Source organism: Janthinobacterium sp. FW305-128, from assembly GCF_020858135.1.
In the GTDB taxonomy this organism is placed as follows: domain Bacteria; phylum Pseudomonadota; class Gammaproteobacteria; order Burkholderiales; family Burkholderiaceae_D; genus Janthinobacterium.
This window is the reverse complement of record NZ_JACYMK010000009.1, coordinates 189703-203459: the sequence shown is the minus strand read 5'-3', so window position 1 is coordinate 203459 and position 13757 is coordinate 189703. Positions and strand designations below refer to the sequence as shown.

General features: G+C 63.2%; 8 protein-coding genes. 4 read left to right on the top strand and 4 right to left on the bottom strand.

Annotated features, from left to right (window positions below):
- The first annotated feature begins 59 nt into the window (after positions 1-59).
- A complete protein-coding gene (locus IGS60_RS19630) occupies positions 60-1682 on the top strand; it encodes a DUF2875 family protein (RefSeq protein ID WP_230505899.1) in 1623 nt (540 codons plus the stop codon).
- Here IGS60_RS19630 and pbpC read toward each other — a convergent pair whose 3' ends face one another.
- Both pbpC and IGS60_RS19620 read right to left on the bottom strand, forming a co-directional pair.
- On the bottom strand, positions 1683-3779 hold the full coding sequence (pbpC, locus tag IGS60_RS19625) for a penicillin-binding protein 1C (RefSeq protein ID WP_230505964.1): 2097 nt from the start codon (positions 3777-3779) through the stop codon (positions 1683-1685). It abuts the gene before it with no gap.
- 17 nt (positions 3780-3796) lie between these two features.
- On the bottom strand, positions 3797-9553 hold the full coding sequence (locus IGS60_RS19620; protein ID WP_230505898.1) for an MG2 domain-containing protein: 5757 nt from the start codon (positions 9551-9553) through the stop codon (positions 3797-3799).
- Positions 9554-9573: 20 nt separating this feature from the next.
- On the opposite strand from IGS60_RS19620, the gene IGS60_RS19615 reads away from it, so the two are divergent.
- The 3 genes from IGS60_RS19615 (at position 9574) to IGS60_RS19605 (ending at position 12071) form a co-directional block, all read left to right on the top strand.
- Positions 9574-9834 carry a hypothetical protein gene (locus IGS60_RS19615; protein WP_230505897.1) on the top strand — a complete coding sequence of 87 codons (261 nt, stop codon included), beginning with the start codon at positions 9574-9576 and terminating at the stop codon, positions 9832-9834.
- Positions 9835-10025: 191 nt separating this feature from the next.
- The gene (locus tag IGS60_RS19610) at positions 10026-11051 is read left to right on the top strand and encodes an OmpA family protein (protein WP_070224923.1); all 1026 of its coding nucleotides are present in this window, start codon (positions 10026-10028) and stop codon (positions 11049-11051) included.
- A 72-nt stretch (positions 11052-11123) separates the two neighbouring features.
- A complete protein-coding gene (locus IGS60_RS19605) occupies positions 11124-12071 on the top strand; it encodes a YihY/virulence factor BrkB family protein (RefSeq protein WP_070224922.1) in 948 nt (315 codons plus the stop codon).
- A 62-nt stretch (positions 12072-12133) separates the two neighbouring features.
- On the opposite strand, the gene IGS60_RS19600 is transcribed toward IGS60_RS19605, so the two are convergent.
- Both IGS60_RS19600 and IGS60_RS19595 read right to left on the bottom strand, forming a co-directional pair.
- Positions 12134-13192, bottom strand: coding sequence for an AI-2E family transporter (locus IGS60_RS19600; RefSeq protein WP_227742169.1), 1059 nt, complete (start codon positions 13190-13192; stop codon positions 12134-12136).
- Positions 13193-13402: 210 nt separating this feature from the next.
- Positions 13403-13714: a BON domain-containing protein gene (locus IGS60_RS19595; RefSeq protein WP_070224920.1), complete on the bottom strand. Its 312-nt coding sequence runs from the start codon at positions 13712-13714 to the stop codon at positions 13403-13405.
- Positions 13715-13757 lie beyond the last annotated feature (43 nt).

Here is a 13757-nt window from a genome sequence, read left to right as displayed (position 1 = left end):
TACTGGTGCTGCTTGGGTCTTTGCTGATCAGTCCGTCACATTTCTTATTGGAGTCCACGATGAGCAGCAAAATATGGCGCCACCTGCAATGGCTGTTGCTGATCCCACCCATTGTAGCTGCCACATTGCTCGGTTCTCGCTGGCTGCATTCGTCCAGGCCTGTGGCCGTCACAACGCCGCAAGTACAGCAGGCGGCGCCCAGCGAACAGGACAAGCGTGAATATGTGCTGGAAGTGATCGGTCTCGGCGTCACCCTGGACAAATACCGGCAGGGCAAACTGTGGGAAGCGCTGCAACAGGGTAATGCCTATGCCAGCATCCGTGAACAGGACAAGGAAAAATATACCTGGGATGCCATGCAAAGAGCTGGGATAGCAGGTGGCCGCGGCGGCGACACGCTGGAAAATGGGGCGAGGGACATTCCCATGTATTTTGGCGTCCCTGTGTTCAATGCAGAACCGCCGATCTTTAATTCGCGTATGCTGGACAGCCCCGACTCGCCGGCCATAGGTCTGGCCGGTGGTGCTGCGTCATCCGGCCTGCACTGGCATCTGTTCGCCAGTGGTCCGCGCCGCCTCAGTGAACATCCGGACCGCATCCTGGAAGACGTGTTCGCCTTTTTTGACGCCAACCCTGACGTACCGTACATCGTGCTCAATTCCGAGGACAGCATGCCCACGCGCGACCTGTACAGCCCGGACAACTCGCCACCGCTTACAAGAGACGGCCGCTACATCCCCGAAATGCCCGACGCCTCCGCCCTGTTCGTGCTGGCCCGGCGTGAACGCATCAATGCCGTGCGCAAGTTCGCCTACGATGACGCTCCGCCCGAAGACAGCGTCGACGACTTGAATACCTACGGCGTGGCGCGGCGCCTGTATCTGGCATATGACGAATTGATGCGGGCCGTGCCCCATCCAGACAAAAAAGAAGATCCGAATGCCTTTACGCAGCGCCAGCCCAGCATCGCCGAATGGCTGCCCGTCGCCGCGCAATTCGCCCGGCGCCCCGACATCCGCGGCACGGGCAGCTTCAGCATGCTCGACAGGCTCCAGCACAAGACTTATCACCCGCCGAAAGAGTGGCAGCCCACGCCCTGGTTTCCCCTGCCGTTCAACAAGGAACAGCTGGCGCAGCTGGACCGCCTGCCCACCTTCGGCTTCCTCCACCGGCCCACTTTTATCAGGTTGACGGATGAACACGGCAAGCCGCTGACGCGGCGCGACCAGCGCGAACGTGCCTTGCAGGCGGGCTGGCAGCAAGCCTTGCACAGCTTGCCGGAAACCGACCGTCCCGCCGCACCGGCGCGCCTCATCGCCGCCACGGGCGGCAATCAGGCGCAGCTGCTGGCACTGCACAAGACCTTGCTGAAACATGCGGAAGATGGCGGCACGGAACTCGACAGCGGCAACGTGGCGCAATGGATCGACACGGACCGGCGCCTGGGCAACACGGGCGCGGCCACCCTGTTCGTACAGATGGCCATAGCCGTGATGGGCAGCTACCGCGATGGCGGCGTCAGCGCCGTGGTGAATTTGCGCAATCCGGACGAGGCGACCATCGTGCTGGTCAGCCCGCCATCGGACGAAAAGCGCCGCACGCAAAAACACCCGCACGGCGGCGATGTGCTGCGGCACTACGTCACGCCGGCCATCGACCCGGCGAATTATCCATCGAACTGATTATTTTTCCTGTGCGGCAAGCTGCGCCAAGGCATTCCCCCGCACCTGGAACGCCACCCGCGCCACCGTCTTGCCGGCGTCATCGACGAGGGCCAGCGCATGCTTGCCCGGCACGGGGCGCCAGCTGATGCTCTCGGCTGCACCGCCCATATCTTTGCCGTCGAGCACCCAGCGCAAGCCGTGGCTGCCTTGCGCCTGGAAGAACACGCGCTGCAGGGCGGGCGGGATGTCGGGGTCGATGGCGAGGATGCTGTCCTCGGCCGGATACACGATGGCGGGCGGCTTCACGGTGTCGCCCAGCACGGCGATCACGGGACTTTCCGTGCCGGAGATAAACCATTCGCGGCGCGGCGCTTCCAGTGCGGGTTGGTACGCCACCATCTGCTGCAGCACGCCTGGCGGGGCTTTGGGCGCATGGCTGGGCACGTTCTTATGCAGATAATCCATCACGTCGCGCCACACGGGCGCGGCGCCCGTCACGCCCGACACGTCCCACATGGGCTTGCCGTCGAAGTTGCCCACCCAGACGCCCACCGTGTAGCGCTCCGAGTAACCCATGCACCAGTTGTCGCGCATATCCTTGCTCGTGCCTGTCTTGACGGCGCTCCAGAAATTCGTCCCCAGCTCGTTGCGCAAGCCAAAGGTCATGCTGCGCGCGGCGCGGTCGGCCAGGATATCGCCGACGATGAAGGCGGCGCCCGGCTCCATCACGCGGCGCCGGTCCTTGCCAGCCTGCCCCGGCTGCAGGCTGGCCGTGCTGTACAGGCCGCCATTGGCCAGCGCGCGGTAGGCGTTGGCCAGTTCCAGCAGGGTCACTTCCGACGAACCCAGCGCCAGCGAGGGGCCGTAGTATTCTGCCGGTTCCGTCAGGCTGGACAGGCCCACGTCCTTGAGGCGGTTGTAAAAGCCGTCCTGTCCCGTCAGCAGCACCGTGCGCACGGCGGGAATGTTCAGGGAACTGGCCAGGCTGGTGCGGGCGCTGACGTAGCCCTTGAAATTGCGGTCGTAGTTTTGCGGCGCATACATGCCCGACGCCGTGGCGACGTCCAGCGGCGAGTCGTCCATGACGGAGGCGGCCGTCATCAGACGGCGCTCGATGGCCAGTTCATATAAAAACGGTTTCAAGGTGGAACCGGCCTGGCGCAGGGCCATCACGCCATCGACGTGGCTGCCGCCCGCATTGCCTACATAGGCGAGGATCTCGCCGCTGCGGTTATCGAGCACGATGATGGCGCCGTCGTTGACATTGCGCTCGCGCAAAGATCCCAGCTGCTGGCGCAGGTTTTCCTGCGCGAAACGCTGCAGCGGACCATCGAGCGTGCTGGCGACCTGGGCGCCAGGCTGCTTCAATAGTTGCTGCGCCACTTGCGGCGCCGGCGCCAGCTCCGCATACAGCGCATTGCGCTGCAAGGCCGTCTGCACGCGCTGGCCGATCAGCTGGCAGCTGCTGTCCATGCGCCATTCCTTTGCCAGCGCGCAGGCGCGCCGCGTGACGGTGGCCGGCGGCGCATTCGGCGAGCGCACGAGGCTGGCCAGGATGATGCCGTCCGTCTGGTTCAGGCCCGACGGCGCCTTGCCGAACAGGCTGTACGAGGCGGAGGCGATGCCTTGCAGTTCGCCCCGGAATGATACGAGATTCAAATACGCCTCGAAAATCTGCGCCTTGCTCCAGCTGGATTCTAACGCTTGCGCCGCGCGCATCTGGTCCCATTTCTGGCGCAGGCTGCGTCCGCCCGAGGACGCCTGCAAGTCCGCATCGAGCTGGCCCGCCAGTTGCATGGTGATGGTCGAGGCGCCCCGGGCTTTCTTGGCAAACAGATTGTCCCAGGCGGCCGTGGCCAGCGCGGACACATCCACGCCGCCATGGCGCATGAAGCGCTGGTCTTCCGCCAGCAGCACGGCCTGCTGCACGGCGGGGGAAATATCGGCCAGCGGCACCCACGGCAGGCGCCGTACCTTCATGTCCACGCGTAACGATTGCAACGGTGCGCCGCTGCGGTCCAGCAACTGCGCTTCCGAACTGCGGTAGGCGGCCTGCACCTGGGCCGGCGTCAGGACCGCCTCGGCGAAGACCGGGCCGGACAGCAGGCCGCCCATCAGTAAAACTAACCCTTTCACTGCCCCACCTTCACATTCGCGTTCGGCGCTTCGCCAAACATCTCGGGCGAATACATGGCCTCGATGCGCGTGGCCGGCAGACTGAAATCCCCGGCATTGTTCAGGCGCACCGTGTATTCCACGCTCCAGTTACCTTTCGGCACGAAGGCATAGTAGGCGCGGAAAGCGTCAAACGCCCGTTCCTCGAACGTGGGCCAGACCCAGCCCGTGGATTTTTCGCCGGCCGTCAGCAGCTGCGAGTCGCGCCCCAGTCCATTGCCCAGCACCGTGGCGCTGGCCGGTATCGGGTCGTCGACCACTACCCAGCTCATGTCCGCCTGCGCCGACAACTCCAGGCGCACGCGGTAGACGTCGCCGCGCGACCATTGGCCGGTGGTTTTCTGTTCCACCGGCGTTACGGTTTTCTTGATCGTGTAGCCGCTGGACACGGGCGCCTTGAGCGGAATGGCCGCCAGACTTTGCACAGTGGCCCACGGCTTGCCCGTGCCGCTGTGTGCCAGGCCCAGGGTATCCGTGCCCGTCGGCCACGCCTGCAGCACGGGGCCGACTTTCGCCGCGCCATTCCACACGAGCGCTTGCGTATCGCCGCCCAGTTTGACGGCACTGGCGCCCGTCACCGGCGTCGACTCGAATTTAGCCGAGAATTTGGCGATGGCCAGGGTGCCCCAGGCGTTGGCCACCGTGGTATCCCAGCGGCCCTTTTTCTGGCGCCCCATGCTGCCGCGCACCAGGCGGCCGATGTCGTCCTTCCACGCCGGGTCGTCCATCACGGCCAGTAATAAACGGTTGGCGTTGACGTCGCCGGACACCATCAGCCACCACCAGTTATCCTTGCGCTCGGTGGAAAAGCCCATGGTGGTGCCCTGGAAATTCAGGCGCGAACGCAAAATCTGCTGCGCCTCGGCAAGCAGCGCATCGCGGCGCGCCAGGCCAGGCGTGCGTTGCAGCAGCAAGCTCCAGTCGATGACGGCGGAGGTCGGCCACAGGTTCGGGCTGATGCTGATGCTCTCGAGCGCATCGGGCGGCACCTTGTTCGAACGCGACAGCGCTTCCAGCGCGGCCAGCTTGCGCACGGCCAGGTCGGTCGTGGCCAGCGCAGAGCGGCGCACGATCTTGCCCTGCACGAAGGCCGTCAAGGCTGCTTCCATGCGGTTCTTCGTCTGCTCGGGAATCGCATAGCCCGCTTCCCTGGTGGCCGACAGCACGTAGGCCGTCAGGCTGTCGCTGCCCTGCTCCATGATGGGGAAATATTTCAGCAAGCCGTCGCCGTCCAGGTAGGCGGGCAGGCTGGCGGCCAGCTTGTTCCACGCGTCCTGGTCTTGCAGGGCGATGGCCTTCGACGTGTTTTGCTCGAAGCAGGTGTACGGGTAGGCGGCCATGTACTCGCGCACGCCGGGCAGCTCGCCGCCCAACTTGGCGACAAAGCTGGTCTGCAGGCCGCCCCGGCCCGGCAAAGCGCCGGCCGGCATTTGCACGGACATATTGACGGGTTTGTCGATCTGCATCAAGGTGGCCTGATACGTGCGCACGGGCGTGGCCTGGCCGACTTTTTGCGTGATTTTCAGTTTATCGGAGGTGTTGCCAAGCCCGCTACCCGCCTTGGCGCTGATCTCCCACACAACCGTTTGCGCACCGAGCGGCACCTGGTAATCCCAGCCCGTTTCGCGCGCTTCGCCCGCCGCCAACGTCAAACTCTGGCGCGGCAAGGCCTTGCCAGCCGCCGTGGCATTGAGGTCCACGCTCAAGGATGCGGCCGAGGTGTTGCGCACCGTAAAGCCCGCGCGCAACTGGTCGCCTTCACGCACGAGGGACGGCAAGCCCGACATCAAGATCAAGTCTTGCGAGCTGCGGATATCCGTGCTGCCCGTGCCAAACAATTCCTTGCCGGCACTGGCAATCGCAACGATGCGGAATCCCGTCAAGGAATCGTTGAGCGGCACCTGCACCGTCGCTTCGCCCTTGGCGTCGAGCTTGACGGTGCCCTTCCAGAACAGCAAGGTATCGAACAGCTCGCGGCTGGCGCCCTTGCCGCCGCCTCCGCCGGCCGGAAACGCCTTGCGGCCGAAATGGCGCTTGCCGATCACCTGCATCTGCGCCGTCGCCGTTTCCACCTGCAAGCTGCGCTGCGCCATCATGGTATCGAGCAACTTCCAGCTATCGTTGGGCATCAGCTCCAGCAAGCCCGTGTCGACGGCCGCCAGCGCCACTTCGGCACCGGCCGGCAGCGGTTTTCCGTCAGCGCGGCGCACGCGCACGGACACTTCCGCCTTGTCGCGCGTTTTATACACTTCCTTGTCGGACACCACCATGACGTTCAGTTCATGCGCCTGCCAGCCCACGTTCAGCGGTGCGATGCCCATCTTGTAGGCCGGCTTGCCCAGGTCGACCAGCGCCGTCGGCTGCACGCCATCGACACGCCCCCGCACGACAAACACGGAGACATACACATTCGGTGCGTAATTCGCTTTGACCGGGATGTTCACCACAGGTTCCCGGCCGTTCAACTGGCGCACATAGGTGTCGAGGATGCCTTCGCGCTCGACCGTGATCAGGGCCGTGCCCGAACGGAACGGCATGCGCACCTGCAAGCTCGCCTCCTGGCCCGGTTCATAGCGTTTCTTTTCCGGCAAGACGTCGATGCGGTCATTGTCGCTGGCGTTGAACCACCAGTCGCCGCTGCCGGCCACCCAGGTTTCGCGGTTGGCGACGGCCGCATTGCCGGCACTGTCCTGCGTGCGGGCGCGCAACACCAGATTGCCGCTGGCGGGCGCCTTCACGTCGCAAGTCAAGAGGCCCTTGTTGTCCGTCTTGCCCGAGCAGGCCGGGCCAAGCTTGACCACTTCGCTGCTGTTTTCATACGCATAGAAGCCGCCGATCAGGCGCCGGCGGTGCGAATAGCTGTTGCGCTGGAAGAAGTCGACGGCGACCGGGGCATTCGCCACCGGCTTGCCATTGGTACCGAGCACGGCCACCGTGAACTTGAAGGCATCCTTGCTCAAGGCCCAGGCATCGGGCTTGATGCCGATCACGTAGTTCGACGGCCACAGCGGCACGCGCGTGGCGACGGATGCCGTCTCGCCATTCGCATCCTGGAAAGCCATTTCCGCCACCAGGTCGCGCGGCGTGGACAGCTGCGGCAGCTGGTCGATGACGATGCGCGCGCCGCCCGCCTTGTCCAGAGTCAAGCTTTGCGTGCGCGCAGCCGTCGCGCCGGGGCCGGAGGGGCCGCCACGGCCTTCGTCCTGCCACTCGCCCTCATCGTCGTCATAGCCCGTGCCCTGCTTGACAAGACCTTCCATCACGTCGCCGTTGCTGAAACTATAGTCGGGATAGTCGGCAAACGTCACGCTCTTGTCCTGCAGCACCGTACGCAGCTTGACGGGCGCGTTGGTGGCGGCGCCGCCGGCCAGATACGTGATTTGCGCATCGAGGGCCAGCTGCTTTGCCTGCACGGCGGGGGCCTTCGGTCCCTGCAGCACGGCTTTCATGGTCGGTACGCGAAACGCTTCCACGCGGAAACTGCCGGACGGGCGGCCCGCCATCGTCACGCTGTATTCGCCCTGCTTGGCGTCGGCGGGGATGAGCCAGTCGCTTTCCGCCGTGCCGCCGGCGGACCAGCGCAGCGGTAACTGGTAGTTCTGGTCGCTGCCCTGGTGCGTGATGACGACGGAGGTGGCGCTGCCGGGACCGTTGTTCTTGTCGACCAGGCTCATGCCTTCGGCCGTGTGCTTGCGAATAAAGTGCTTCATGTGCACGGTTTCGCCGGCGCGCAGCAAGGTGCGGTCGAATACCGTGGCCAGCAAGGTGTTGTCGGCGCGCGTGTCATCCGTGGGCAGGTTGAAACGCCAGGCTTCGATGCCGCCCACCCAGTCCGACAGGGTGAACGTCATGTCGCCGCCGCTGCGCGCACTGATAAAGTAGCGGCCATTGTTCTTGCAGCTGGAATTGGCCAGCTCGCCGGGAATGTGCGCCACGCCGTCCGCGCCCGTGGCGCCTTGCCACAGCAGCTTGCCGGCGCAGTCGCGCACGGCCACTTGCGCTTTCGCAACAGGCGCGCCCTTGTCCAGCGAGGTCACCCACACGAGCGACGATTGCGCGCCATGCTTGAAGTGGGCGGCCAGGTTCGTCACCAGCGCGGCCGTGCGGATATACGCGGTCGTCGGTTTGCCCAGCAACGCCTTGCCGAGGATGGGGCTGGCCAGCTCGACCACATAAAAGCCCGGCTTCTGCAACGGGATGCCGATCACTTCAAAGGTTTTCCTGCCATCGGGACGCGGCAGGCTGATGGGGCGCGTGCCGGCAGCGCCCGCCAGCACGGATTTGCTCATGTTGCCCGCATACTGGGCATACGGCTGCCAGTACTCTCCCCCGTCGCCATTGCCGGCCAGGCGCTGCATCCACTCGATGATGAACTTGTCGTCATTGTCGGGCACGCGCAAGGTGGCGCCCGTGGCGGCGGCCGAGGCTTGCACGACTTCCTTGCCCGACAGCACGGGCTCGATATTGCGCACGGTGACGGGCAGCAAGCCGTCGCCCTTCGCTTCGATGATGCCGAACGGGGCCGGGAATTTGAGCAGCGGCGGCTGTTCGCCCGTGCGCACCGTCATGGGGAAGCGCGCGCGGTTGAGCAAGGCGCGGCCCGCATCGTCCTTCAAGCCCGGCGGCAAGTTCAGCACAAAACTGGCCTGCACGGGAAATGGACCATTGAAGGTGGCGCCATACAGGAATTCCGCCTTTTCTTCCTCTTTTGAAATCGTCGGCGCATAGGTCTTGCCGCCGCCCTTCAGGGTCATGGCGCGCACCTGCGCCGCGCTCACGGGCGCGGAAAACTGCACGCGCATGGGCAGGAAGGGAATGCATTGCTCCTTCGGATTGCTGCGCTCGCAGCTGAACTTGGCCGTGAAGTCGGGACGCGTCTTGAACTGCAGGGTTTGCGCCTTGTCCGTGGCGATACCGCCGGCGCTGGCGATGCCCTCGCCCCACACCAGCGACACCTTGGCGTTGGCGGGGAAGCTGCGCTTGCATTGCAGCACGGTGACGGGCAAAGGCGGCGCGCCCTTGCTCGCGACGGGCATGCCCGCTTTCCACACGACGCCCCGCTTCTTGAAGTACACGGTCAGGTAGCGGTCGAGAAAGCTCTTGCGCAAAGTCAATACCTGCTCCAGCTCCTTGCCTACAAGCCGCCGCACGGGAATCTTTTCATTGATGCCATCGGCGCGGCAATACGCATTCGCGGCCACGCTGGCCTCGTTCGGCGCGGCGTCCAGGCCCAGCACGAAGATCTGGTTTTCGTCGATGTAGGGCTGACCGTCATACGGTACGGCCTCGACGATGGCCGGGCCGCCCGTGGAAAAGCGGTAGTACGTGCTTCCCTGCAGGGTCTGGCCCGCCAGGTCCTTGAGTCCCGGCTTCAAGGTAAAGCTGCAGGCCACGCCGGCCGGCAAGTCGCGCTCGAAATCGAAGTTCCAGTTGCGCTCGTCGGCCCAGCGCCCCGCGCCCGCCACGACGGCCGGCTCGGCCTTGCCGCAATCGATGGCGAACGGCGCGGGCAAGCCCATGTCGCCGAACGGCACCATCGGCGTGGCGAACTGGGCCCGCACCTGGCGCACGGCCTTGACCGTGCCGCTCGGTGAAAACAAGGACACGCCGCTATCGGCCCAGGCTGGCGCCGCCAGGCCCAGCGACAGCAGCAGGCACAGCGGGCCCAGCTTGCCGGCCAGCGGGGAAGTAAGAACACGGGACAGGTCAGGCACGGATGACTCCTTGAGGAAAAGTGGCGGAGCTGGCTGCGGCGCGCAAAAGTTGCCTGGCGGAAGCCCAGAAAAACAACAGAACGCGGCCGGAATACAACATCAATGTATTATTAGTTATCAAGCTCATCATTGTTGCTAATATACAGTGGCATGCAGGTGACAAGTCGTACGATTGCCTGTCGCTGCGGTGCCAGGAAATGACCGTGCTTGTAAAAGTTTCACCAATAACATTAGTTTTTTTCAACACCACAATCTTTGTCGTGAATCTGCAACACTATTGATATACCGCAATGCTTTGTGCGCCAGCGCACCGACCACCTGAACCTGCACTCGTATTCTCTAGTCCAACAGCAGTGCATTTATCACAAGAATGCGCACCTGGAAGTGTGGTCTATATCTAGCAATAGCACGTGTAGCAAGATGTGTCTTTGATGCCGTAGAGAAAATCTCTTATCAACGTTGGGAGTTACTTGTGAATAATCTAAAAAAAATCGCCGTTGCCGCCGCAGTCCTGTGCTCCGCCCTCGGCGCACAGGCCCAGGAAATCAATCCCTCCTGGTATATTCAACCTAGCATCAACGCACTCAAGCCAGATTCCGACTTCGCCACGGATAAAACCGGTTATGGCGCAGGCTTGCGTTTCGGTAAGCCTGTTTCCCAGGACTGGGATATCCAGCTGGGCACCACGTATGCCCGTTCCAAGGATGGCGGTCAGCGCTACCAGCAAAATACGCTGGGCGTAGACGGCTTGTACATGTTCTCGCGCAAAGCCTTCCGTCCTTTCCTGCTGGTCGGTGCCGGCATGCAGCGCGACAAGGACACCAGCTTCGCCTTCGGTGAACGCACGAAGAGCTCGCCATACGCGAGCGTGGGCCTGGGTTTCCAGTCCAGCATCACCGAGCAGCTGTCCCTGCAGGCTGACGTGCGCAATGTGCACGGTTTCCTGCGCGGCAATACGTTCGACCCGAGCAGCAAGTCCAACAACTACTACGTCACTGTGGGCCTGAACTACGCGTTCGACAAACCGCCTGCACCGCCGCCACCACCGCCACCGCCGCCAGTGCGTGAAGAAGTCGTCGTGGTCGTGCCGCCACCACCACCGCCACCGCCGCCACGCTTTGAAAAAGTGACGATGTCGGCAACGGAACTGTTCGCGTTCGACAGCGCCAAGCTGGGCCCGACGCAAACCAAGCTCGACGAAATCGCACGCGTTCTGAACGCAGCGCCGGACGTCAACAACGTCGTCATCAGTGGTTATGCCGACCGCATCGGTTCGCCCAAGTACAACCTGAAACTGTCGCAGCAGCGTGCTGACGCAGTCAAGGAATACCTGGTCGCCCACGGTGTTGCCGCCAACCGCCTGACGGCTGAAGGCAAGGGTTCGACCAATCCGGTCGTGGAGTGCAACAACAAGAAACGTGCCGACCTGATCAAGTGCCTGGAACCTAACCGCCGCGTTGAAGTGGAACAAATCACCATCGAACGCCGCGTGCAGTAAGCTCGACAGTGGTACGCCACTTGTGAATTAAAAAAAAGGGGCTCGCGCCCCTTTTTTGCATTGAAAGCCATCATGAATTTCTTTACCCGCTATCCCAGACTGGCCGGTCTCGCGCCGTTAAGCAAGCAGATGCGCAGCGTCGTCTACTGCTCCGTCACCGAATGGCTGGAACACCGCGCCTCGAGCAAGGGCGCCGCCCTCGCCTATTACACCCTGTTTTCCATCGCCCCCATCCTCGTACTGGTGATCGCCATCGCCGGCTTTTTCTATGGTCCGGCCGCCGCGCGCGGCGAGCTGATGGGGCAACTGCAGGGCTTGCTGGGCACGCAGGGCGCCGAAGCCATCCAGCTCGTGCTGGCCGGCGCGAAAAACCATGAACAGGGCCGCATCGCCACCCTCATCGCCAGCGCCCTGCTGCTGTTTGGCGCCACCAGCGTATTTGCCGAACTGAAAGCCAGCCTTGATGAAATCTGGCAAGTGCCACCCTTGAAGGAAGCGGGCGCCTGGGACATGGTGCGCACGCGCTTGCTGTCGTTTGGCCTGGTACTGGTGCTGGCCTTCCTGCTGATGGTGTCGCTGGTGGTCAACGCCGCCATGGCCATCCTCGCCAACTTTTGGGAAGGCGTGTGGAAAGACACTGCCGTGCTGTTTACCATCCTGTCGAACCTGATCGGCTTTGCCGTCATCGCCAGCCTGTTTGCCGTCATCTATAAAATGCTGCCGCGCGTGCGCCTGTCCTGGCGCGACGTGCTGATCGGCGCCATCGGCACGGCCTTCATGTTTTCACTAGGGAAATATGCGATTGGCGTGTATATCGGCAATAGCGGCGTGGCCAGCAGCTATGGCGCCGCCGGTTCGCTGGTCGCCCTGCTGCTGTGGGTGTATTACTCGGCGCAAATCTTCTTCCTGGGCGCCGAATTTACGCGCCAGTTCGCCTTGCAGCTGGGCAGCATGAAGGATATGCCGAAGACGGAAGACGGCGACGTGCAAGTGAAGATACTGAAACGCCACCAGTCGTAAGGTGTCGCTCCGGATGCAGCAACGGCGCCCGCGGGCGCCGTTGTTCTTGGCCTTGCCGCAAGCTATTCGCCCAGCAGTTCCGCCACCACTTCCATGCCTTGCACGCGCTCGGCGACGACCTTCACCATGACGATGATGGGCACGCCCAGCAGCAATCCCCAGACACCCCACAGCCAGCCCCAGAACAGCAGGCTGACGAACACGGCAGTAGGATTCATGCGCGCGATACGCCCCGTCATCCAGGTGGTGACAAAGGTGCCCACCAGGGTGGCGATGGCCATCGACGTGCCCGTCACCAGCAAGACCATTTCCAGCGATTCGAACTGCAGGAAGGCGACCAGGCCCGTGGCGATGGTGATGAGCAAGGGGCCGAAATACGGCATTATGTGCAGCAAGCCGGCCACGATGGCCCAGGCGCCCGCGTTTTCCAGCCCGATCACGCGCAGGGCGATCCACATCAGGACGGCCAGCAAGACATTCGTGACGAGCAGCATGAACATATAGTTCTGGATTGAAGTGTTGATGTCTTCCAGGATGTGCACGGTGACCTTCTTGCGGCTCAGCGACGGTCCCGTCAGCTTGACGAGCTTGCGCTTGAAGGTGTCGCCCGACAGCAGCAGGAAGAATACGAGGAAGATGACCATGGTGGCCTGGCTGAGGAAGCCCACCAGGCCCAGCGAACCGGCCCAGACCCAGTCCATGATCTTGAAGTTGGGCGCCTCGGCCGCGGCGGCGCGGCGGTTGTTGCGGCGCGCTTCGGCGCCGGCGGCCACTTGCTCGATTTCATTGGCCACGGCCTGCATCTTCTGGAAGGTGCTGTTCTTGCCGCCCGTATTGGCGGCGATCAGCCGCGACAGTTTATGCGTGGCGGCCGGCAACTCTTCAACGATGGATTCGAATTCGCCCTGCACGCGCTCGACCACGACGATGGAGCCGAACAGGATCAGGGCCGTGACGGCCGTGGCGCCGATGGCGCGCGGCAGGCGCAGCTTTTCCAGCCAGGCGACAACGGGATTGAGGGTGTAGGCAATGAAAATGCCGAAGATGACGGGAATGAGGAATTTCTGTGCCCACTGCAGCGCATAAATAAAGCTGACGGTGGCGATGATGCCCAAGGCCATGCCACGCGCATTGACATGCAGCGGCAAGCGCAAGGTTGAGTCTGGCTGCTCCACGGGCGCGCCGAGAGGTGGCCCGGCAGGCTCGGTGGAGGCAGCCGCCACCGGATCGGGCGGGGTATCTGAAGGCTGGGTATGCATGCGATTCCCGCGACGGTCGGTGGAAGGCCACAGGGCCAGCCGTGAGGCTGGCCGCTGCGGCAGGTCAGGCCATTACTTGACGCGGATGTCGTTTTTCACCGACTTCACGCCCTTGACGCCACGGGCAACTTCACCCGCTTTGGCGGCATCGGCTGGCTGGGCAACGAAGCCGCTCAGCTGAACCACGCCCTTGAAGGTTTCAACGTTGATTTCCGTCGATTTCAGGGTAGGCTCATTGAAGATGCTGGCTTTCACTTTGGTGGTGATCGCGGCGTCGTCGAGGTATTCGCCCGTGCCTTCCTTGGTTGGGGTCGAAGCGCAGCCTGCAACGGCGAACAGGGAAGCGACGAAAAGGCCAGTAGCGATAGATTTAGTGAATTTCATGGTTTTTTCCTTAGGAGTGGTCAATCAATGTGCTCACAATGAG